Source organism: Nocardiopsis akebiae (genome assembly GCF_018316795.1).
GTDB classification, from domain to species: domain Bacteria; phylum Actinomycetota; class Actinomycetes; order Streptosporangiales; family Streptosporangiaceae; genus Nocardiopsis; species Nocardiopsis dassonvillei.
Map to the genome: position 1 here is coordinate 1,013,732 of NZ_CP074132.1, position 22,189 is coordinate 1,035,920.

The window sequence follows — 22,189 nt, forward strand, 5'->3', positions numbered from 1 at the left end:
GCTGGGAGCCCCGCTCGAGGGCCTCCGGGCCCGGCACGGCCAAGGCGCCACCGGCGCCGGCCGGCAGGCGGAACCGCTCGGCCCGAGCCCGCCGGGGCCCTCCGCCCGGGCGGCCCCGGTCAGCGTGCCACCCGGAAGAACCCCTCCGCGATGAGGGTGCGCAGCGCGTCGGGAGTGCGCTCGCGCACCAGCGCGGGGTCATCGCCGATGAGCTCGGCGATGACGTCCAGCAGCGGGCCCACCGGCATGGTGCCGTCGCACACCCCCGCCAGGGCGGCCTCCACCGTCCCCACGCGGGCCGCGCGCCGCAGGCCGTCGCGCTGGCGCAGCAGGATCTTCTCCGGGTCCGGCGCGCCGGGCCGGCCCACCCTCTCCTCCACCACGCCCGGCGCGAGCGCCACGTGCGCGGACAGCAGCGCTGCGTCGGTCAGGCGCAGCGCGGTCATCGCCCCGTCCACCACGTCGGGCAGATAGGGGCCCACGGGCCGCTCGATCTCGTGCCGCAGCTCCTCCACGCGCACGGTCGCGTCCTGGGCGACGTCGTTGCGCAGGCAGATCCACCCGAACCCGATGCCCTTGATGCCCTCGCGCTCGAAGTAGTCGAGCCAGGCGTCGTAGCGGCGGGTGTACTCCGGGGTGCCGTGCTCGCAGGAGTCGCGCAGCCACAGCTCGACGTACTCGGCGGGGTCCTGCACGTCGCGCTGGACCACCCAGCCCGAGCACCCGGTTCCGGTCACCCAGCCGCCGACCCGGTCCTCCCAGTCGTCGCCGTCGCGGTGCACCCAGTTCGCCAGGATCTGGCACCAGCCGCCCTCGGTCAGGTGCGCCGGGGCCTGCCGCACCAGCTCGGCGCACACGGTGTCGCCGGGCAGGTCCGACTCACGGTAGGTGTACCGGGAGGAGTCGGGGGTGATCACGAACGGCGGGTTGGACACGATCAGGTCGAAGCGCTCGCCCCGGACCGGTTCGTACAGCGAACCCTGCTCCAGACGGGCGTCGGTGACCCCGGACAGGGCCAGGCTGATCCCGGCCAGGCGCACGGCGCGCGGGTTGAGGTCGGTGGCCACCACCTCGCGCGCCCGTGAGGCCAGGTGCAGGGCCTGCACCCCGCAGCCGGTGCCCACGTCCAGGGCGCGCTCCACCGGTCCGTCCACGATCAGCTGGGACAGGGTGGAGGAGGCGCCGCCCGCGCCCACCACGTGGTCGGGGGAGGGGACGGCTCCGCTGCCGGGGCGCACCTTGGGGTCGGAGACCACGAACCCGGGCCTGCCGTCCTCCAGCTCCCAGGGACCCAGGTGCACCAGCGCGCGCACGACGGGCCCGCTCCCGCCCTCCTCCACGGTGACCAGCCCGGCCTCGGCCAGCTCGTCCACGGGCAGGATCGAACGCGCGGCGCGCGCGGGGATGGACGACCGCAGCCACCACAGGCGCAGCAGCAGTCCGAGCCGTTCGTCGCCGCCGGTGGCGCGCAGGGCGGGCACCAGCTCCTCGCGGGCCAGTGCGCGCGCGGCGGCGTCGCCGAGGCGGTCGCGGACGCCGGACACGGTGTAGTCGGCGTCGATGAGGATGCCGCGGAGTCGCTCGGCCAGACCGCGCGGAAATCTCGTCTCAGACACCCGCCCATTATCGGGCAGAACCGCGGTGCCCCGCCGGGGGGTGCCCGGCGCTGGTCAGGAGTGGTCGGCCCGGCGGTCGGCGGCGTCGGAGCGCCTGCGCAGCAGGTGGGGTATGTACAGGAACCCGAACACGCCCAGCACGATGCCGGTCACGCAGACGCCGATCCACCAGCGCTCGGACGCGGGCAGCCCGTCGCCCATGGCGATGAGGACCACGAGCGCCACCGTCCACGCCAGGGTGCCGATCGCGGCGGGCACGCGGTAGTCGCTCTCGTGGACGTCCGGGTCGGGCTGACGGGGTTTTCGCACGGCTCCAGGCTATCCGCTCACCGCCGGGCGGGGGTGCGCGCCCGGGGGAGGCGGCGCGCACGCCGGCGGGTGCGGGCGCACCCCGGTCGGCCGCGCTGCGCGGGGACGGATTCGTCACATCCGAGGAGTCGATCCTCCGGACCTATGGTCTTTCCTACGAAAAACCAGGGAAACGCGTGGTCGGTGTTGTGTGAACATGCAACTAATCTGACGCAGAATCCTTCTTGTCCAGTAAGTACGACCAGGTCAGGCTGACGACGTGAAAACTCCAAGTCCATCCCCCAGCGGTACCGGCAAGACGTCGTCGGGCCGCCTCGACCGCTACTTCCGCGTCTCCGAGCGCGGGTCCACCTTCGGCACCGAGGTGCGGGGCGGTCTGGCGACCTTCTTCGCCATGGCCTACATCGTCGTCCTCAACCCGCTGATCATCGGTACGGCCGAGGACGTCAACGGAGAGACCCTGGGCATCCCCCAGGTGGCCGCCGTGACCGCCCTGGTCGCCGCGATCTCCTGCGTGCTCATGGGCGTGGTCAGCCGCTACCCCTTCGCGATCGCGGCGGGCATGGGGCTCAACGCCGTCGTCGCCTACGGCATCGCGCCGGTCATGCCCTGGTCCGACGTCTTCCTGCTGATCATCATCGAGGGCGTGCTGCTGCTCATCCTGGTGCTCACCGGGTTCCGCACCGCGGTCTTCGCCGCCATCCCGCCCGGCCTCAAGGTCGCCATCGCCGTCGGAGTGGGCCTCTTCCTGGCCCTGGTCGGCTTGGTCAACGCCGGTTTCGTGCAGGCCGGTGAGGGCACCCCCGTCCAGCTCGGCAACGGCGGCCTCCAGGGCTGGCCGATCCTGATCTTCGTCATCGGCCTGCTGATCACCGTCGCGCTGTACGTGCGCAAGGTGCCGGGCTCGATGCTCATCGGCATCATCGTCTCCACGGCCGTCGCCCTCCTCGTGGAGTCGCTGTTCGGCGGCGGCGACAACCGCCTCGGCTGGAGCCTGACGGTCCCGACCCTGTCCACCGGCGGGGGAGTGGTCGCGATCCCCGACTTCTCGCTCGTCGGCATGTTCGCCGACGGCGGTCTCGACGTGTTCTCCCGTTGGGCCGACATCGGCGTCGCCACAGTGGTCATGCTGATCTTCACCCTGCTGCTCGCCGACTTCTTCGACACCATGGGCACCATGGTCGGCGTCGCCCACCAGGGCGACCTGGCCGACGAGGACGGCAACATCCGGGGTTCCCGCGAGGTGCTGGCCGCCGACTCCATCGGCACTGTGCTGGGCGGTCTGGGCTCGGCCTCGGTCGCCACCATCTACGCCGAGTCGGCCGCGGGCGTCGGCGAGGGCGCCCGCACCGGCATCGCGCCGATCGTCACCGGCGTCCTCATGATGCTGGCCACCCTGTTCACCCCGCTGGTGAACCTGGTGCCCTTCGAGGCCGCCACGCCGGTGCTGGTGATCGTGGGGTTCATGATGATGGTCCAGGTCGTCAACATCGACTTCACGGACCCGGCGCTGGGCCTGGGGTCCTTCATGGCGATCATCATGATGCCCTTCACCTACTCGATCGCCAACGGAATCGGGTTCGGCCTGCTGACCTACGCCTTCGTCAGCCTGGTCACGGGCAGGGGGCGCCAGGTCCACCCGCTGCTGTGGCTGATCTCGCTGGTCTTCCTGGTCCACTTCGCCGAAGCGCCGATCAACGCCCTGATCAGCTGAGGCGCGGCTTTCCGGCCGTCCGGGAATTCCGGCGGCGGTGGACGGCGTTGACTCCAGTGATGAGTCAACGCCGTTTACTTATTTGCCCGCTTTGTCAACCCGGCCGGGATCGGAGCCGACCGCCGATGGCCGCATCAGTCCCTCCCCACGCGCTCGCGGGGAGGGACTGATGCGGCGTATCGCCATGTTCCGGTCCCTGGCCAACCGCAACTACCGGCTGTACGCCCTGGGCCAGCTGCTGTCCAACCCCGGCACGTGGATGCAGCGCATCGCGCAGGACTGGCTGGTCCTCCAGCTCAGCGGGGGCAGCGGCATCGCGCTCGGCATGACCACCGCCCTCCAGTTCCTGCCGCTGCTCCTCTTCGGGCTGTGGGGCGGGGCGCTGGTCGACCGGCTGGACAAGCGCAGGCTGCTGGTGTGCACCCAGGCCGCCATGGGCGTGCTCGCGGTCGGCCTCGGAATCCTGGCCACCGCGGGGGCCGCGCAGGTCTGGCACGTGTACCTGTTCGCCTTCGGACTCGGCCTGATCACCGTGCTCGACAACCCCGGACGGCAGGCCTTCGTCCCGGAGATGGTCGACCGGGAGCACCTGTCCAACGCCATCGCGCTCAACAGCGCCAGCTTCCAGCTCGGCCGGGTGACCGGTCCGGCCGTCGCCGGTCTGCTCATCGCCGTCATCGGCAGCGGACCTGTCTTCCTCATCAACGGCGCGTCGTTCGGGTTCACCATCCTCGCGCTGACGATGATCCGCACCTCCGAGCTCAACCCCACCGAGCGGGTGGCCCGGGGCAAGGGGCAGATCCGGGAGGGGCTGCGCTACATCGGCGGCAGGCGCGACCTGGTCCTGCTGCTGGTGCTGGCCGCCGCCACGCAGTTCTTCGGCGCCAACAGCCAGAACCAGATCGCGCTGATGGTCAACAACGTGTTCGAGGCCGGGGCCGACGCGTTCGGCGTGGCCGCCGCCTTCCTGGCCGTCGGCGCCCTCGCCGGCGCCCTGCTGGCCGCCCGCCGCGACCGGCCCCGGCTCCGGCTGGTGCTGATCGGGTCGCTGGCCTTCGGCGCGCTCCAGGTCGTCGCGGGGCTCATGCCCGGCTACGTGCCGTTCGTCCTGGTGCTGGTACCCATGGGCGTGGCCTTCATGACGTACGTGACCACGCTCAACGCCACCTTCCAGCTCAGCGTGGACCCGCGGATGCGCGGGCGCGTCATGAGCATGTTCCTGCTGGTGTTCATGGGTGTGGCGCCCATCGGCGCGCCCGTGGTGGGCCTGCTAGCCGACGCCTTCGGCCCGGAGACGAGCCTGGTCATCGGCGGCGCGGTGACCCTCGTGGTCGTCACGGTCATCTCCGCCCTGCTCTTCCGGGCCAAGGGCGTGCGCCCGCGCGACGTGCTCCCGGGGCGGCGCCCCTCGGCGGACGCGGAGGGCGCCCAGGAGGGCGCCACGGAGAACGCGAGCGAGCGCGAGGAGTCCCCGGAGGCCGAGCGCGAGCGGGTGGACGCCGAGCGCCTCCCGGACGGCTCCACCCGGGTCCGCCTCGTCCCGGACGAGGAGGGGACCCGGCCGGACACGGTCACCCGCGCCTGAGACTCCCGGTCGTGCCCCGCCGTCCTCGGGGCACGACCGGGGCGGCCGTCCCGGCCCTCCGGAGCCCGTGCCACCGCCGCCGGACCGGCCGTCGGCGGGCCCGCCGGGGCTCCGGCCGACCCTCGCGGAACGGCCCCGGAGACCCCGGGCGGACCGCGGCACCCGGGCAGAATGGGGCCATGAGACTGTTCGCGGCACTGGACCCGCCCTCCGACACGGCGCACGCGCTGCGCCGGGCCGTCGACCGGGGCCGCGGCCACGCCCCCGGCCTGCGCTGGGCCGATTCCGGCGAGTGGCACCTCACCCTGGTCTTCCTCGGCGAGGTGGAGGAGTCCCTCCTGCCCGCGCTCGACGAGGCCCTCGGCCGGGAGGCCCGCGCGCACCGGCCCTTCCACATCACCGCCGAGGGCTGGGGCTCCTTCCCCGGCGACCTCCGCCGCGCCTCCGTGCTCTGGGCCGGGCTCGGCGGCGACACCGCGTCCCTGCGCGCCCTCGCCGACGGACTGCGCGCCGCCGCCGCGGGGGTCGGCGTGCCCGTCGAACACCGGGCCTACGTGCCGCACATCACGGTGGCCCGCAGCCGTCCCGCGCGCGACCTCACCGGAACCGCCGACGCGCTGGGCGCGCTGCCCGGCCGCAGGTGGCGGGTCCGCGAGGCGCACCTGGTGGAGAGCCGGCCGGAGCGGGAGGACCGCTACCGAACCGTCCGGACCTGGGAGTTAGGCTGGGAGGCGGACCCCACCCGACCTCCTGAGCGGAGCGCGTCATGAGCATGCTCACCAACAACCGCAAGCAGCGCTGGCTGCTGCCCGTGGTTCTGGGAGGCATCATGCTCCTCGTGCTCCTGGGCGCCCTCGTCGGCTGACCGCCAGGTCACGCGGATGCGGCGGCCAGGCTCACCGCGCGCGTGATCAGGTCCGCGTTGTCGTGCGCCTCCCCGCCGCCGGGCAGCCGCATGGTGTCCTCCAGCCCCATCCGGATGTCGTAGCCCGAGACCACCGCCGACTCCAGGATCGGCCAGGCCGTCGCGTCGGCGCCGTGCAGCAAGCGCGGCTGGTTCGCCCCCGCCCGGTCCAGCAGGGAGCAGATCGCCTCGGCGTTGCGCCGGGCGTCCTCCACCGCGACCTGCGTGGGCTCCACCAGGACCGCCGCCGCCCTGAGCTTCGTGGCGACGAGGATGCGCGCGGCCTCCACCGTCCACACCCCGGCCTCCACCCCGATCCTGCGGTCCTCCAGCAGGTGCGCCAGGTCCACCGAGCCCGCCTCGTGCAGGTTCACGGTGACCGAGTCCGGCAGCGCCGACGAGGCCCAGCGCTGCACCAGGTCGTAGCGCCGCCACGGATCGGACTCCGCCGACAGCGACGTGGTCAGCGAGACCGGAACCCGCGGCCCGTCGGCGCGCAGCCGTTCCATGAGCGGGCCCACCACCTGGGGCGCCAGCGACTCGGCCCCGGTGGGGTCGCGCGGATGCAGGTGCAGCTCGGTCGCGCCCGCCGCCACCACCGCGTGCGCGTCCGCCACCACTTGGTCCACGGACACGGGCAGGGCGGGGTGCGCTCCGGGGCGGCGGTCCCCGTTGAGACAGGCGACGATCCTCATGGGTGCCCTCCTAACGGCGCTCCGTAAGCCCAATGTGCCCGTTACCGCACGGGTACAAGCCATCCGTGGCGTTCCCTGGCAGGATGTCGGTCATGAGAACTCCGCTCGTTCTTGCCGCCGCAGCCCTCTTCGCGACCCTCCCGGCCGCCCCTGCCCTGGCCTTCCCCGGTGACCCGAGCGACCCCGGCACCGGTGGTGTCGACTACCCCCGCGGAGGCGAGGGGCCCGAGGGCTCCGAGATCGCCTTCGAGTTCCAGGACCCGAAGATCTCCGAGTCCAGCGGAATCGCCCCCTCCCTGCTGCACGAAGGCGTGTGGTGGACCCACAACGACAGCGGTGAGCACCTGAACGAGGTGTACGCGGTCGACGAGGAGGGCCGCACGCTCGCCACGGTCACGCTGAACCTGGACCGCCGCGACTGGGAGGCGATCACGGTCGCCGAGGCTCCAGACGGGACGCCGTCGGTCCTGGTGGCCGACATCGGCGACAACTTCAACGGGGGCTGGCCCGACGTCAGCGTCCACCGCTTCCCCGAACCCGAGGCGCTCGCCGACACGGCGGTCGACCCGCAGGTGTTCACCTTCACCTACGAGGACGGGGGACGCGACGCCGAGTCGCTGATGGTCGACCCCCGCGACGGCCGGATGTACGTGGTCTCCAAGGAGTTCTCCGGCGGCCTGTACGCGGCGCCGGAGGACCTCGAACCCGGGGCCGGGCACGTCCTGGAGCGGATCGACTCGGCGCCCCTGTTCGCCACCGACGCCGCCTTCAGCCCGGACGGCAGCCGCTACGTGATCCGCACCTACTGGGGGGCCACGGTCTACGACGCCACCGAGGGGGTGCCCGGATCCTCCCTGGGCGCCTTCGACCTGCCCGAGTCCGACCAGGGCGAGGCCGTCGCCTTCACGCCCGACGGCACCGCCCTCATGGCCGGGACCGAGGGGCCCGGGGCACCGGTCTGGCGGATTCCCCTGGAGGACCGCTACCTCGCCGAGGAGCCCCCGGTGCGGGAGGTCGCCGCGCAGGAGTCGCCCGGGGGGGAGGGCGGGACCGTCGAGCCCGAGACGCGCGGGGCGCTGCCCTTCATCGTGGGCGGCGGCGCGGTCGCCGCGCTGGTCATCGTCGCGATCGTCCTGCTGGCCCGACGGGGCTGACCCCTACCCCTCGGGCTGCGGGTCCAGGAAGTGCTCGCGCGCCAGGAAGGCGTGCCGGGAGAAGTCGGTGAACACGCCGTCCACCCCGGCCTCGAAGAAGGCCTCGTACTCGGCGGCGAAGGACCCGTAGTCGCCCGGCCCGCCTTCCGACCTCAACTCCGCGGGGAGGAAGTGGTTCTCGCTGCGGAACGTGTACGGGTGCACCAGTAGCCCGGCCGCGTGCGCGTTCTCCACCAGGTCGGTCGGCTCCCCGAGCACCCCGTCCTCGACGGGCACGACCAGGCTCTTGGCCGGGCCGATGGCGTGCGCGAACGTCGCCACCTCGGCCAGGCCGTCCGGCGTCGTGTGGTGCAGCCAGTGCTCCTCGGCGCCCATGAGGTAGACCAGCGGCAGCTCCGTCACGGCCAGCTTGCGCAGGCTCTCGGCCTCGAAGGACTGGAGGAACACCGGCACCAGCGGCTCCGGGCCCGTCAGCCCCGCCCCGCGCAGGGCCTCGATCAGCACCGGCTCCAGCTCCAGGCCCTGCGCCTCGTGGTAGGCGGGGTGCTTGGTCTCGGGGTAGATCCCGATCGGGCGGCCCAGCTCCTTGGTCAGCGCCAGCGCCAGCTCGACGACCTCCTCCAGGGTCGGGATCCCGTAGGTCCCGTCCATCACGGCGTTGTCCGCGCGCACGTCCTTGAGGCGCTCCACCGCGCGCAGGGTCCGGATCTCCTCCAGCGTGAAGTCCTGGGCGAAGAACCCGGTCACCTCGCGCCCGTCGACGGTGCGCGTGGTGCGCCGGTCGGCGAACTCGGGGTGCTCGGCCACGTCAGTGGTCCCGCCGATCTCCTGCTCGTGGCGGCAGACCAGCCTCCCGTCCCTGGTCGAGACCAGGTCCATCTCGATGAAGTCGCCGCCGTGCCGGGCCCCCAGCTCGTATGAGGCCAGCGTGTGCTCGGGGCGGTGCCCCGACGCCCCGCGGTGCGAGATGATCTTGATGGGGGGTTCCTTCTTGTTCCTGCGCACAGCCGAACCGTCCTGAGAAGCGAGATGCCGGGAAGAGGGGGAGGCCGACCCGACGCGGGTCGGCCTCCATTGTGCAACGCGGGGCGGACGGGTCAGGACAGCTTGGTGAGCACGTGGTCCACGCACTCGGTGAGCGCGCGCACGTCGTCCGGGTCGATCGCCGGGAACATGGCCACGCGCAGCTGGTTGCGGCCCAGCTTGCGGTAGGGCTCGGTGTCGACCACGCCGTTGGCGCGCAGGACCCTGGCCACCGCGGCGGCGTCCACGTCGTCGCTGAAGTCGATGGTGCCGACCACCTGCGAGCGCTTGGCCGGGTCGGTGACGAACGGCGTCGCGACCGGCGACTTCTCCGCCCAGTCGTAGAGGACCGAGGAGGACTCGGCGGTGCGCGCCACGGTCCACTCCAGGCCGCCCCGGCCGTTCATCCACTCCAGCTGCTCGGCGAGCAGCAGCAGCGTGGCCACGGCCGGGGTGTTGTAGGTCTGGTCCTTGCGGGAGTTGTCGACCGCCGTGGGCAGCGAGAAGAACTCCGGCACGTAGCGGCCGCTCGCCGCGATCTCCTCCACGCGGGCCAGAGCCCGGGGCGACATGACGGCCAGCCACAGCCCGCCGTCGGCGGCGAAGCTCTTCTGCGGCGCGAAGTAGTAGACGTCGGTCTCGGCGATGTCGACCGGCAGGCCGCCCGCTCCGCTGGTGGCGTCCACCAGGACGAGCGCGTCCTCGTCGGCGCCCGCCACGCGCCCGATGGGCGCGGCCACACCGGTGGACGTCTCGTTGTGGGTCAGCGCGTACACGTCCACGCCGGCCTCGGCCACGGGCTCGCCGTGGCTGCCCGGGTCGGTGCTGATGACGGTGGGCTCCTGGAGCCAGGGCGCGCCCTCGGCGACCTTCGCGAACTTGCTGGAGAACTCTCCGAAGGACAGGTGCTGGGACTTCTCGCGCAGCAGGCCGTGCGCGGCGATGTCCCAGAAGGCGGTGGTGCCGCCGTTGCCCAGGACCACCTCGTAGCCGTCGGGGAGGGAGAACAGCTCGCTCACCCCGGCGCGCACCCGGGAGACCAGGGACTTGACCGGCTTCTGCCGGTGGGAGGTGCCCATGTAGCGGGAGCCGGAGGCGGCCAGGGCCTCGATCTGGGCGGGGCGGACTTTGGACGGGCCACTGCCGAAACGGCCGTCGGAGGGCAGCAGGTTCGCGGGGATCTGAATCTCGTCGGTCACGCCCACCAGCGTAGTGGCGGCGGAGGCGGCGGGGCCGGTCAGGGCCGCTGTTGGGACGCCCGAAACGGCGCGGGGGAGCGGACGCTATGTCACGTTCCCAGAGGTTCTGGCCGGTATAGGCCAGTCGCATTTCAATTCATACAGGTGCATTTTCCGCTAGGAGTGCGGTCTTATGGGAGAGGTTTCGGGGGGAACGCCAGAACACGACGCGCGATACGGAGGGGCATCCACACGTGGCCGACAGCAGCACCGACCCCGAGACCTTCCGCCGGAGTGAGGGCAGCTCCTTCCTGAGGGTCTTCGACGCCCTGCGTGTGCGCCCCACCCGGGCCGACGCCCGCCTCGTGGGCAGGATGGAGCGGCGGGCCGCCCGCAGGCTCCCCGTCGGCAACCGCGGCGGCGCCCAGCGCGGCGACGTGGCCGAGCCCCCGCCCGTGCTCGACCTGGAGTTGGAGGAGGGCGCCGACCGCGACGTCCTGCTGGAGGTGCTCACCGAGCGCTGCGGCGACCAGCCGGTCTGGCGGCTGCCCCTGAGCCGGTCCGGCGCCCCCGCGCACCAGGCGCGGTCCCGGCCGCACGAGGCCTACGCCACCACCGAGGAGCTCTACGACCTGATGTCGGGCCTCCTGGCCGAGGCCGACGCCGTGCGGCCCTCCGGCAGGCGCTGGCGCAGGCCCCCGCCCTGGCCCCGCTTCGAGCGGCTGCGCTCCCTGCTGTGGCTGCGCGTGTGCAGGCTCGGCGCCATCCGCTCCGCGGTCTCGGGGGAGGAGGTCGTCCAGGACGAAGCCGACCTCGACGCCAACGCCAAGGCGCAGATCTACGTCGTCGCCGAGCTGAGCAGGGCCAAGCTCGAACACGGCCGGGGCGCGGACCGCGACGCCGACCGGGCGGCGCGGGACGCCGGGGCCGTGCGCCGCTACCCCCACCGTCTGCGCTCGGGCCTGCGCGGCCTCTACGACCGCGCCTTCCAGCGGACCGCCGTGTTCGTCGCCCGCCTCACCGGCCGGGTGACCTTCGGCAAGGCCGACACGCACGTGCTCACCCCCTGGGGCTTCCTCCTCAACCTCGCCACCCTGGCCGCGCCCGTCATCCTGGGCGGTGTCGTCGCCGGTCTCTTCGGGCTCGTGCTCCAAGGGCTGAACAACCTGGTCACGGTGGGCGTGGGCCTGCTGCTGGCGGTCGTCTACGCCTGCCTCGGCCTCTTCCTCGTCCTGCCCTGGCGCTCCTACCGCTGGCTCAACCACCACCGGTACGTGGTGGACACCCAAGCGGCCAGCGAGGACAAGGAGTCGGTCCCCCGCAACCACCGCGCCCGCGGCGTCCACGTCCTCAACCTGCTCAACCGCCGCCGGCTCACCGGGCGTTTCGTCCGCGACCCCGGGGCCGACGCGGGACGCGGCGAGCCGGACGGCGCCGGGGACGGCCGCCGTCCCGAGCGTCCCGACACCACGCCCGCGCACGACGGCTGGTGGAGGCCCCTGGCCGCGCGCCGACGGCGGCACGCGGTCGTCGCGGTCGTGCCCCCGCAGGAGCGGCCCGAGCGCGAGGGGGACGACGCCGCCGAACGCCCGCGCGGGGAGCGCCCGCCCGGCGTCCACCGGCTCGCCGTCAACGCCTTCCTCGACGACCTCGCGCACACCCACGGCGGCTCCCCGGGGCGCCGTTCGCCCTACCCGCGCCGCGGGCGCCGCCAGCGCCCCGTGCTCCTCGTGGACCAGGCCCGCCTCGACCGGGTCGGCCGCTACCTGGTCCGCCTCGTCGAGGACGAGCGGCTGCGCCGTGCCTTCCCCGACCCCCTGCTCGTCGTACAGGTGCGCGACCGCGGCGCCCGGCCGCTGGCGGACGACCGGGTGGACGTCTCCCGCTACCCCACGCTGCCCGAGGCCGAGAACGGCAGCCGTCCCGAGGAGGCGGTGTCGCGGTGGCTCCGCGAGCGCCACGCCGCCGGGGTGCTGGGCCGCTCCCGGCTGCTCACCCAGCGGGTTCCGGCCGACTCCGCCGCCTGGGCGGGCAACCCCGACCCGCCCGAGAGCAACCGGGTGCTCACCGCCGGGGCGGTCGCCGGGGTCGCGGCCACGGCCACCGCCGCGGTCACAGCCGTCGCCGTCCTGGCGCTGTGGGTGGTCGGCCCGGTCGTTGCCGAGCGCTTCAACCCGTGTGCGTCGGGCGGGATCTGGACGCCCCGGGGCATCGAACGGCACGGCGAGGACTGCGTCGGGGTGACCTTCGGCGACTTCGTCTTCCACGAGCGCCTGCGCGAGGTCACCGAGCGCATCCACGAGCAGAACGAGCGCATCGACGAGGACGACGAGAACCACGTCACCATCGCCTACGTCGCCGAACTCAGCGTCACCGGGGCCAGCGACCTGACCCTGGCCGGGGTCCAGGGCGAACTGCTGGGCCTGGCCCACCAGCAGGCCGAGCACAACGCCTCGGGCGACTCCTCCCTGCCCCGGATCAAGATCCTGCTCGCCAACACCGGCGAGGGCTGGCGGTACGCGCGCGAGACCGCCGAGACGATCGTCGAACGCGCCCGGGACGAGGGCCTGGGCATGGACCGGCCCGTTGCCGCCGTCGGCTTCGGCCACAGCGTCCAGCCCAACACCGAGGCCGTCCGCGTCCTCAGCGGTGCCCGGATCCCCATGGTCGGCACCACCGCCACCTTCGACGACGTGGCCATGGAGACCTCGGGCAAGTACAGCCAGTACTTCTTCCCCGTGGCGCCCTCCAACACCCGCCTGGCCGAACAGGCCGCCCGGTGGTCCTACCGCGGCGTGCCCTGGACGGGCGAGGGACTGGCCGAGGGGGAGGAGGCCGAGTCCCTGGGGCCCGCCCGCACCGCCGTGGCCATCGCCGACAACCAGGAGGGGGAGAGCTACGGCCCCCACCTGGCGGTGGAGTTCATGAACGCCTTCCGCGCCCTGGGCGGCCAGTACTGGACGGACGGCGGGGATACGGACCCGGTCACCCTCGCCGACGACAGCACCGCCCCCTTCCCCGGCGTGCTGCCCTACCAGGACGGCGGTCCCACCCAGGCCGACCAGCTGTCGAGGGTGTGCGCCGAGGACCCGCCAGACGTCATCTACTTCGCGGGCCGCTCCACCGACTTCATGGACTTCCACAACCAGGTCCAGGAGGAGGGGATGTGCGTGGAGGCCGGTGTCGACGTCCTCGGCGGGGACGACATCGCCAAGTTCGTCACCGACCACGCCGAGACGCTCGGCCACGCCTCCGGGTACCCCGTCTTCTACACCCCGCTCGCCGCCAGCGGCGCCTGGAGCCAGTACACGCAGGCCAGCGAACGCTCCTTCTACAACGACGCACAGACCCTCATCGCGGAGCTCTACCCCGACGAGGGGGAGGACGAGGAGGCCGAGGAGGAGCCGGAGCAGGGGAGCGACGCCGAGGCGGTGGCGGCCGACGGCGGCATGCCCTCGATCACCCACGCCGCCATCGCCAACGACGCGCTCAAGGTGGTCTCGCGCGCGCTGCGGCGCATCCCGCACCCCCTTCCCGAGGGCGCCGGGCCCCGGGAGGCCTCTGCCGCGCCCACCGAGCGGCCCTCGCCGTTCCTGGGCACCGACACCGGGTACGAGCAGGAGCAGCAGGCGCTCGTGGAGAACATCCAGGGCACGCGCAACCTGTCCGCCGTCTCCGGCTACCTCGGCTTCGGGGAGCCCTCCGAGGGCAACTGGTACCGCGACCGCATGGTCCAGCTCGTCGTGGTCGGCCCGCTCGGCTCGGACGGCGAACGCCAGCACGTGATCGCCGCCTGCGGCCAGGTCAGCACGGGCACGGTCGACCCCGGACCGGCCTGCGCCTGACGCGCGGGTCCGGGTGGCGCGCGCGGCACCCGACGCGAGAGGATGCCCCGTGTGGACCACCAAGACCCCGCCGAACTGCGCAAACCGTACCTGGGCGCACCCCTGAGGCGCTCCGGGCTCGCCGACCACCCCATGACGCAGTTCCACCTGTGGTTCGACGAGGCCTACGACTCCGGTCTGGCCGAACCCAACGCCATGGTCCTGGCGTCCGTCGAGCCCTCGGGCATGCCCCGCGCCCGCACCGTGCTGATGAAGGGCTACGACAGCACGGGGCTGCGCTTCTTCACCAACTACACCTCGCGCAAGGGACTGGCCCTGGAGGCCGACCCGCGCGCCAGCGCGGTCTTCCCCTGGCACGCCGTCCGGCGCCAGGTCCTGCTGGCCGGACGGGTGGAGCGGCTCAGCGACGAGGAGAACGACCGCTACTTCGCCTCGCGCCCGCGCGGCTCCCAGCTGGGCGCCTGGGCCAGCGAGCGCCAGTCGCGGCCGGTGGCGGACCGGGCCGAGCTCGACCGGCTCTACCGGGAGTTCGACACGGTCTGGGCCGCCGAGGAGGAGATCCCCCGGCCCGCCTACTGGGGCGGCTTCCGGCTCGTGCCGAGCGAGGTGGAGTTCTGGCAGGGCGGCGCCGACCGCATGCACGACCGGTTCCGCTACCTGCGCGAGCCCGACGGCTCATGGAGCGTCGAGCGCCTGGCCCCCTGACCGGGCCGTCGGGTGACGCGCTCGTACCGCTCCGCTCCCGAGAGTGATCTTGGCCGCTTCGTACGCGAGTTCGGGAGGCCGTTCCCGCAGGTGGACGCCGACCCCGCGCCCCTCCGGCGCACGCGGTGGGCTGGAAGGCCCCCGTCGGCGGGACCAAGTGCCCTTGCGGCGCGGGGCAGAACGTATCCGCATCGTGAGACCGGGCAGAAATCCGGGCGCCCCGCGCCGCGATATGCTTGCGTGTATCGGTGGTCGCTCCCGCGGTCCTGCGGACGCCCCGGTCCCCACTCGGCCCCTGGGAATCACGTCGCCCCGGCCTGTGTTGTGAGAGACCCGCCGTGCCCGTCGTGACCGCGCGCCGGGCACAGAGCCTTGGGAGGGGAGACTTGACCGCACACGGGCTGATCGACACCACGGAGATGTACCTCCGTACGGTCTTCGAGCTCGAAGAGGAGGGCATCGTCCCGCTTCGGGCCCGTATCGCCGAACGCCTGCACCAGAGCGGCCCCACGGTGAGCCAGACCGTGGCCCGTATGGAGCGCGACGGCCTGCTGCGGGTGGAGAACGACAGGCACCTGGTCATGACCGCCGAGGGGCGCCGTCTGGCCACCCACGTCATGCGCAAGCACCGGCTCGCCGAGCGCCTGCTCGTGGACGTCATCGGACTCCCCTGGGAGGACGTGCACATCGAGGCCTGCCGCTGGGAGCACGTCATCTCCGAGGCGGTGGAGGAGCGTCTGGTCACGCTGCTCAACGCCCCCTCGGTCTGCCCGCACGGCAACCCGATCCCGGGCCTGGACGAGCTGGGCCTGGAGGACTACTCCCCCGAGCCCTTCACCGACGACTCCATCGTCCCGATGATCGACGTCGCAGGGAACAGCGAGACGACGGTCACCGTGCGGCGTATCAGCGAGCAGATCCAGTCGGACGCCGACATCATGCTCACCTTGCGCCGATCCGGGGTACAACCGGGACAGGAAGTGGTCTTGCGAGCCTGTGACGACGGGGTCCGCGTGATCGACGGTGAGACCGGGGAAACCGAGCTCTCGGCGCTCGTCGCCGGGCACGTCTTCGTCGCCAAGCCGTGAACCGTACGGACGCGTTGATTGGTTGCTCATCAGGATTGTCACATTGCGCTGCGGGAACGTTGACGGTGTTGCTACGCTCGCTCCAAGGTGCGGTCGTTCGGGGTACCCGGAGCGGGCATGTATGCAGCTCATGACGGCGAGGTGGCGGCTAGATGACACGGTGGGGTGAGCCCTTCCCCAAGGGTGACGCGCTCGCCGCGGCCGCCGTGGCTGAGCAGGCACAGATCGCCATCGTCGTCATCGACCGCGCCAGCCTCCTGCGCTACTGGAACCCCTTCGCGCGCGAGCTGTTCGGGTTCGTGGGCGGTCGCGACTACGTCGGCCTCTCCCTGCTCGACATCGGCATCCACGAGTCCGACCGCGAGCACGCCTCCCAGCTGGCCCGGCGCGTCCTGCGCGGGGAGCCGTGGGAGGGCACCTTCGCCGTGCTCCGGGGCGACTCGACCTGGATCCACGTGCGCGCCCAGGCCGTGCCCATACGCGATGAGTCCGGCGAGATCGACGGCATCACCCTGATCGCCAGGGAGGCACTGCGCAGCGGACGGGTGGAGGAGCAGTACGGCCTGCTGGAGCGCATCGGCAGCCGCCTGACCAGCTCGCTGGAGTTCGACTCCACGGTCAGGGGGGTCGCGGGCATCCTCGTGCCGCAGTTCGCCGACCACTGCTTCATCGACCTCTACGACCGCGACCGCCTGGTCAGACAGGTGTCGGTGCACGCCGAGGGGTGGACGCCCCCGCCGCGCACCTGGTTCGAGGTCGGCGACGAGGTCCGCTACCCCGAACGCCACTTCGTCACCCAGGCCCTGCGCCGCCTGGAGACGGTGGTCAGCAGCGAGTACCTGTTCGAGAACTCGCCCAGCACGCGCTCCGACCAGGTCTCGCGCCAGGTCGGCGTCACCTCCGCCATCGCCGCCCCGCTGCGGGCCCGCGGCGAGGTGCTGGGCGTGCTCACCCTGGCGCTGTCCGGGCTCTCCCCGCGGCAGAAGAGCACCTACGGGGGCTTCGACCGCGACCTCGTGGGGGCCATCGCCTCCCGGGTGGCCCTGGCCATCGACAACGCCCGCCTGTTCGAGCAGGAGCGCAGCACCGCGCTGGCCTTCCAGCGCAGCCTGCTGCCCAGCAGCCTGCCCCGGCTGGACGGGCTGACCGCGGCCCACCGCTACCTGCCCGCGGGGCCGATGCGCTCCGACGGGTACGGGGTCCAGACCCAGATCGGCGGGGACTTCTACGACGCCATCCCGCTCTCCGCCGGACGAGTGGGGCTGGTCATCGGCGACGTCGAGGGCCGCGGCCCGCACGCCGCCGCCGTCATGGGCCAGCTGCGCGCCGCGCTGCGCGCCTTCGCCCAGGCCGACCGCGAGCCCGCCGACATCCTGCGCGAACTCGACGAGTGGGTCCGCCAGCTGGGCCAGGAGGACGAGGAGGGCGGCACCTGGATCCCCAGCGTCAGCTGCCTGTACATGGTCTACGACGCCTGGTCGCGCGAGCTGTCCTACGCCAACGCCGGGCACGCGCCCCCGCTGCTGGTCACCTCCGAGTCGGTGGAGAAGATCGACCTGGAGGTCACCGACCGCATGCTGGGCGTGCGGGCCAAGGGCGGATCGGGCGAGGACGTGGTCTACCACCAGGCCAACCTGCGCCTGCCCATCGGCGCCACCCTGGTCCTGTACACCGACGGGCTCGTGGACCGGCGTCCGGCCGGGGGCAGCGCGGATCCCGAGAGCGCCTTCCAGCTGCTGTCGGAGCGGGTGGCCGAGGTCGCCGACAAGGACGTGGACCAGATCGCCGAGGCGGCCGCGCACAGCGTCCCGGGCGAACACCACGACGACACCGCGCTGCTGGTCGTGCGCACCCACTCCGAGGAGCTGGCGCTGCGCGAGGGCTGGTTCCCCTCGGAGGCCTCCACCGTGGGCGAGGCCCGCCACATGGCGGCCCACACCTTCAGCGAGTGGGGAGTGGACCGCGACCAGGCCGAGCTGGCCTGCCTGCTGGTCTCGGAGATCGTCACCAACGTCGTCATCCACGCCACCCCGCACCCGGTGCACCGCGAGTTCACCGGCGGAGGGGTGCTGGACTCCGAGACCCCGCTCGACGAGGTGGCCGACGAGTTCGACGAGGACTGGAGCGACCTGCTGGAGGCGGTGGCCGAGGAGACCGACGAACCCGCCGAGGACGCTGGGGAGAAGGAGTTCCTGCTGCGGCTGCGGCGGGGCGCGAACACGGTGTGGGTGGAGGTCTTCGACAACGACCTGCGCCTGCCCCGCATCCGCAGCGCCGCCGCCGACGACGAGGGCGGCCGCGGCCTGTACCTGGTCGAGCAGCTGGCCACCCGGTGGGGGGCGCGTCCGACCCCGGACGGCAAGGCGGTCTGGTTCGAGATGCCCATGCACTCCGAGGAGACCGGGGAGCGGGAGAAGTCCGAGGACGGGGAGAAGGCCGGACAGGACTAGTCCCTCGCGGCAGCCTCCGGGCCCGGCGCGGTCGTGGAACCGCCGCGACGCGCCGGGCCCGTCCCTTCGGCGGGATCATGCCCGGGGTCTGCCCCGGTCTCGGCTTGTGGGGGTTGGTCCGGGCGCCCACGGGGTTTCAGGAGGTGCCGGAGGCGGGACCGCGAGCAGGACTGCGCCGTAGGCGTCGGTCGGGGGTGGTGGCGGGCGACGGTGTGGGCACGAGCCGTCCCACCGGAGGCGCCGCTGTGCCTGCTCCAACCCGATTCCCGTGCTCCGGACGCCCGAACACGGGCGCGAAGCGGAGGCCCCGAACAACGCCGTCTAGCGCCAGGACCAGGCCCACAGCAGCAGGCACAGGAAGACGAAGAAGACCACGATCCCGCTGGTGGTCCACGGGATGTGGACCCGGGGCCGGAGCCTGCGCACCCCGATCACGAGCAGCACGACCAGCAGGCCCATGACGATGAGGCCGTCCCAAGCACCGCTCATTCCAGCTCCGACCCTTCTGGGGAGGGGGTTGTGCGGTCACAGTCCCAGGCCGCGCCCCACGATCTCCTTCATGATCTCGGTGGTGCCGCCGTAGATCGTCTGGATGCGGGTGTCCTGCCAGGCCCGTGCCACCGGGTATTCCATCATGTACCCGTACCCGCCGTGAAGCTGGAGGCACCGGTCCATCACCTTGTTGCACAGTTCGGTGGTCCACCACTTGGCCATGGCGGCGTCCTCCACGGTCAGCTCACCACGGTTGAGCAGGCCGATGCCGCGGTCCACGTAGGTGCGGGCGATGTCCACCTCGGTGGCCAACTCGGCCAGGACGAAACGGGTGTTCTGGAAGCGCCCAATCGGACGGCCAAAGGCGGTCCGCTCCCGGCAGTAGGCGATGGTGTGCTGCAGTATCGCGTCGGCGGAGGCCACCGCGCAGGTGGCGATGGACAGCCGCTCCTGGGGCAGGTTCTCCATCAGGTGGACGAACCCGCCGCCCTCCCGGCCGATGAGGTTGGCCGCCGGGACCCGCACGTCGTCGAAGAACAGCTCGGCGGTGTCCTGCGCCTTCATGCCGATCTTGTCGAGGTTGCGGCCCCGGCCGAACCCGGGGGCGCCGCGCTCCACCGCGATCAGGGAGAAGCCCTGCGCGCCCGCGTCGGGGTCGGTCCGGGCGACCACGATCACCAGGTCGGCGTTGACGCCGTTGGTGATGAAGGTCTTGGAGCCGTTGACGACGTACTCGTCGCCGTCGCGCACCGCCGAGGTGGCGATGCCCTGGAGGTCGCTGCCCGCGCCGGGCTCGGTCATGGCGATGGCGGTGATCAGCTCGCCGCTGGCGAACCCCGGCAGCCAGCGCCTCTTCTGCTCGTCGTCGGTCAGGTCGACCATGTACGGGGCCATGACGTCGTTCTGGAGGGTGACGCCCAGGCCGCTGGCACGGGCCCGGCAGATCTCCTCGTTGACGATGGTGTTGTAGCGGAAGTCCCGCAGCCCGGTGCCGCCGTACTCCTCGGGCACGCCGTGGCCGAGCAGGCCGACCTCGCCCGCCCTGGTCCACACCCCGCGGGGCACGATCCCGTCCTCCTCCCACTCCGGATGGCGCGGTGTGACCTCGCGCTCGAGGAACTCGGCCACCGATGCGCGGAAGAGGTCGTGGTCCGCGTCGAAGAGATCCCGCTTCATGCTCTGCTCCGGGGTGTCGGGGATTCCTGCGTGACGCCACAGTAACCGAACCGAATTCGGTTTTGAAGGGGACAGTCCAAGCCCCGGCAAAGTTCCCGTGCCCGTCAGCGCCCGTGCGGCGGTTCCCGCCGGACGCGGGACCGAGGCTTCCTAGGGTGGCGGCAGCGGAGCCGGTAGCCGAGGGGCGGGACCGCGTGCGGCCCTGCCGGGGGAAGGGAGGGCCATGGCCCAGTACGAGGCCAGGCATCGGGCGCGCAGGGAGCACCGGGGCGGCAGGATCGCGGTGATCATGAGCGCGCTGATGCTCACCGTGCTGCTGTCGGCCCTGGACCAGACGATCGTGTCCACCGCGCTGCCCACGATCGTGTCCGAACTCGGCGGGCTCAACCACCTGTCGTGGGTGATCACGGCCTACCTGCTCGCGGTCACGGCCGTCACGCCGCTGTGGGGCAAGCTCGGCGACCAGTTCGGCCGCAAGCAGTTCTTCCTCACCTGCATCGCCGTCTTCCTGGTCGGCTCGGCCCTGTGCGGGATCGCCCAGAGCATGCTCCAGCTCATCCTCTTCCGCGCGGTCCAGGGCATCGGCGGCGGAGGGCTCATGGTGCTGGCCTCCGCCATCATCGGCGACGTCGTCTCGCCCCGCGAGCGCGGCAAGTACCAGGGGCTGTTCGGCGCGGTGTTCGGCATCTCCAGCGTGGCCGGTCCGCTGCTCGGCGGACTGTTCGTGGACCACCTGTCCTGGCGGTGGGTGTTCTACGTCAACCTGCCGCTGGGGGTCCTGGCCTTCATCACGGTGCTCGTGGTGCTGCCGCGCCGCCAGCCGACCGGCCGCCAGAGCATCGACTACTTCGGGATCGCGCTGCTGGCCGCCACCGCGATCTGCCTGACGCTGGTCGCCTCCTGGGGCGGCAGCCTCTACCCGTGGACGTCGCCGCAGGTCCTCGGGCTCGGCGCCGCCGCCGTGGTGCTCGGTGTGGGCTGGTGGCTGTCCGCGCGACGGGCTCCGGACCCGGTCATGCCGCTCAGCCTGTTCCGCGACCCGACCATCGTGGTGGCCATGGCGATCGGCTTCTGCGTGGGCTTCGCGATGATGGGGTCGATGGCGTTCCTGCCGCTGTTCCTCCAGGTCGTGCACGGCCTGTCGCCCACGGCCTCGGGGCTGCACCTGCTGCCGATGGTGCTGGGCCTGTTCCTGACCTCGATCACCAGCGGGCGCCTGGTCACCCGCACGGGCCGCTACAAGGTCTACCCGGTGCTGGGGATGGCGGTGACCTCCCTCGGTCTGTTCCTGCTCTCGCGGCTGGGGCCGGAGAGCTCGATGGCGCAGATGGGGCTCTACTTCTTCGTCCTCGGCGTGGGCCTGGGCCTGGTGATGCAGGTGGTGGTCGTGGTGGTGCAGAACGCCGCCAGCTACGCGAACCTGGGCGTGGCCACCTCGGCGGCGACGTTCTTCCGGTCCATCGGGGGGTCGTTCGGCACGGCGGTGTTCGGCGCCGTCTTCTCCGGGCAGCTGGCGGCCAACCTGGCCGAGCGGGCCGCGCAGATCCAGCTGCCGCCCGGGGTGGACCCCGCGGCGCTGGAGAGCGACCCGCGCAGCCTGGACCAGCTCTCCCCGCAGGCGCAGGCGTCCTTCCTGCAGGCCTACGCGGACGCGGTGGACACCGTCTTCCTGTGCGCGGTCCCGGTCGCCCTGGCCGGGTTCGTGCTGGCGCTGTTCCTGCGGCAGATCCCGCTGCGCACCACCATCGACTCCCCGGACCTGGACGAGTCCATCCCTCCCGTGGCCGCCGCGAGCCGCAGCGCCATCGCGCACGTGGAGAAGGAGGTGTTCCGGGCCTGCGGCCGGGAGGGCGCCGACCAGATGTACGGGCGCCTGCGCGAGGCGGCGGGCCTGGAGGTCTCGCCGCGCGCGTGCTGGGTGCTCAGCCACCTGGGCGTGACCGGGCCGCTCTCGCCCGGGGAGCTGGTGGAGATGTCCGGGCTGTCCGCCGACTACTGGGAGCCGGTCCACCGGGAGCTGGTCGAGGCGGGCTACCTGGCGGGCGGGGGCGAGCCCTGGGAGCTGAGCCGGCGCGGCGCGTCCGCCGCCCGCAGTGTGTTCGAGGCCCAGCGGACCGCGCTGCGCTCGCTGCTGGCCGACTACGGGCCCGAGGAACACCCCGAGGTGGTGGCCGCCCTGGAGCGGATCACCACCGACGTCCTGGGGGACGAGGGGGACGCCGGGCACCTGGAGCGGGGAGCGCACCGGGCCTGAG

Annotated in this window: 16 protein-coding genes; 9 read left to right on the plus strand and 7 right to left on the minus strand. The window is 72.5% G+C overall.

All coding sequences use genetic code 11. The features are described 5' to 3' along the window. Positions 1 to 119: 119 nt before the first annotated feature. Positions 120 to 1,616 (minus strand): DUF7059 domain-containing protein, encoded by a 1,497-nt coding sequence (locus KGD83_RS04355; protein WP_212642634.1) that lies wholly within the window; start codon positions 1,614 to 1,616, stop codon positions 120 to 122. A gap of 54 nt (positions 1,617 to 1,670) precedes the next feature. Beyond that, entirely contained in the window at positions 1,671 to 1,925 is a 255-nt protein-coding gene (locus KGD83_RS04360; protein ID WP_212642635.1) for a DUF2530 domain-containing protein, read from the minus strand. Positions 1,926 to 2,184: 259 nt separating this feature from the next. On the opposite strand from KGD83_RS04360, the gene KGD83_RS04365 reads away from it, so the two are divergent. The 3 genes from KGD83_RS04365 (at position 2,185) to thpR (ending at position 5,994) form a co-directional block, all read left to right on the plus strand. Further along, complete coding sequence (locus KGD83_RS04365) at positions 2,185 to 3,639, plus strand: NCS2 family permease (protein WP_212642636.1); 1,455 nt, start codon at positions 2,185 to 2,187, stop codon at positions 3,637 to 3,639. 169 nt (positions 3,640 to 3,808) lie between these two features. Continuing rightward, on the plus strand, positions 3,809 to 5,224 hold the full coding sequence (locus KGD83_RS04370) for an MFS transporter (RefSeq protein ID WP_212642637.1): 1,416 nt from the start codon (positions 3,809 to 3,811) through the stop codon (positions 5,222 to 5,224). 179 nt (positions 5,225 to 5,403) lie between these two features. Then, a complete protein-coding gene (gene thpR, locus KGD83_RS04375) occupies positions 5,404 to 5,994 on the plus strand; it encodes an RNA 2',3'-cyclic phosphodiesterase (RefSeq protein WP_212642638.1) in 591 nt (196 codons plus the stop codon). Between the two features lie 103 nt (positions 5,995 to 6,097). Here thpR and KGD83_RS04380 read toward each other — a convergent pair whose 3' ends face one another. Continuing rightward, complete coding sequence (locus tag KGD83_RS04380) at positions 6,098 to 6,823, minus strand: 3-keto-5-aminohexanoate cleavage protein (protein ID WP_212642639.1); 726 nt, start codon at positions 6,821 to 6,823, stop codon at positions 6,098 to 6,100. 92 nt (positions 6,824 to 6,915) lie between these two features. Here KGD83_RS04380 and KGD83_RS04385 point away from each other — a divergent pair, with 92 nt between their 5' ends. After that, positions 6,916 to 7,977 (plus strand): hypothetical protein, encoded by a 1,062-nt coding sequence (locus KGD83_RS04385; protein WP_212642640.1) that lies wholly within the window; start codon positions 6,916 to 6,918, stop codon positions 7,975 to 7,977. Between the two features lie 3 nt (positions 7,978 to 7,980). Here KGD83_RS04385 and KGD83_RS04390 read toward each other — a convergent pair whose 3' ends face one another. Together KGD83_RS04390 and serC are read right to left on the minus strand one after the other, a co-directional pair. Beyond that, positions 7,981 to 8,982, minus strand: a complete 1,002-nt coding sequence (locus tag KGD83_RS04390; protein ID WP_212642641.1) for a glycerophosphodiester phosphodiesterase family protein — start codon at positions 8,980 to 8,982, stop codon at positions 7,981 to 7,983. Between the two features lie 92 nt (positions 8,983 to 9,074). After that, positions 9,075 to 10,205, minus strand: coding sequence for a phosphoserine transaminase (gene serC, locus KGD83_RS04395; protein ID WP_212642642.1), 1,131 nt, complete (start codon positions 10,203 to 10,205; stop codon positions 9,075 to 9,077). Between the two features lie 227 nt (positions 10,206 to 10,432). Between serC and KGD83_RS04400 the strand changes: the two genes are divergently transcribed. The 4 genes from KGD83_RS04400 (at position 10,433) to KGD83_RS04415 (ending at position 18,266) form a co-directional block, all read left to right on the plus strand. Next, positions 10,433 to 14,023 (plus strand): ABC transporter substrate-binding protein, encoded by a 3,591-nt coding sequence (locus KGD83_RS04400; protein WP_212642643.1) that lies wholly within the window; start codon positions 10,433 to 10,435, stop codon positions 14,021 to 14,023. Positions 14,024 to 14,074: 51 nt separating this feature from the next. Then, a complete protein-coding gene (pdxH, locus tag KGD83_RS04405; protein WP_212642644.1) occupies positions 14,075 to 14,728 on the plus strand; it encodes a pyridoxamine 5'-phosphate oxidase in 654 nt (217 codons plus the stop codon). Positions 14,729 to 15,114: 386 nt separating this feature from the next. After that, positions 15,115 to 15,816: a metal-dependent transcriptional regulator gene (locus tag KGD83_RS04410; protein WP_212642645.1), complete on the plus strand. Its 702-nt coding sequence runs from the start codon at positions 15,115 to 15,117 to the stop codon at positions 15,814 to 15,816. A gap of 152 nt (positions 15,817 to 15,968) precedes the next feature. Further along, positions 15,969 to 18,266: a SpoIIE family protein phosphatase gene (locus tag KGD83_RS04415; RefSeq protein ID WP_212642646.1), complete on the plus strand. Its 2,298-nt coding sequence runs from the start codon at positions 15,969 to 15,971 to the stop codon at positions 18,264 to 18,266. A 321-nt stretch (positions 18,267 to 18,587) separates the two neighbouring features. Here KGD83_RS04415 and KGD83_RS04420 read toward each other — a convergent pair whose 3' ends face one another. Then, the gene (locus KGD83_RS04420; protein WP_212642647.1) at positions 18,588 to 18,755 is read right to left on the minus strand and encodes a hypothetical protein; all 168 of its coding nucleotides are present in this window, start codon (positions 18,753 to 18,755) and stop codon (positions 18,588 to 18,590) included. A gap of 36 nt (positions 18,756 to 18,791) precedes the next feature. Next, positions 18,792 to 19,934, minus strand: a complete 1,143-nt coding sequence (locus KGD83_RS04425; protein ID WP_212642648.1) for an acyl-CoA dehydrogenase family protein — start codon at positions 19,932 to 19,934, stop codon at positions 18,792 to 18,794. Positions 19,935 to 20,157: 223 nt separating this feature from the next. Here KGD83_RS04425 and KGD83_RS04430 point away from each other — a divergent pair, with 223 nt between their 5' ends. Continuing rightward, entirely contained in the window at positions 20,158 to 22,188 is a 2,031-nt protein-coding gene (locus tag KGD83_RS04430; protein WP_212642649.1) for an MDR family MFS transporter, read from the plus strand. Position 22,189: the final 1 nt, after the last annotated feature.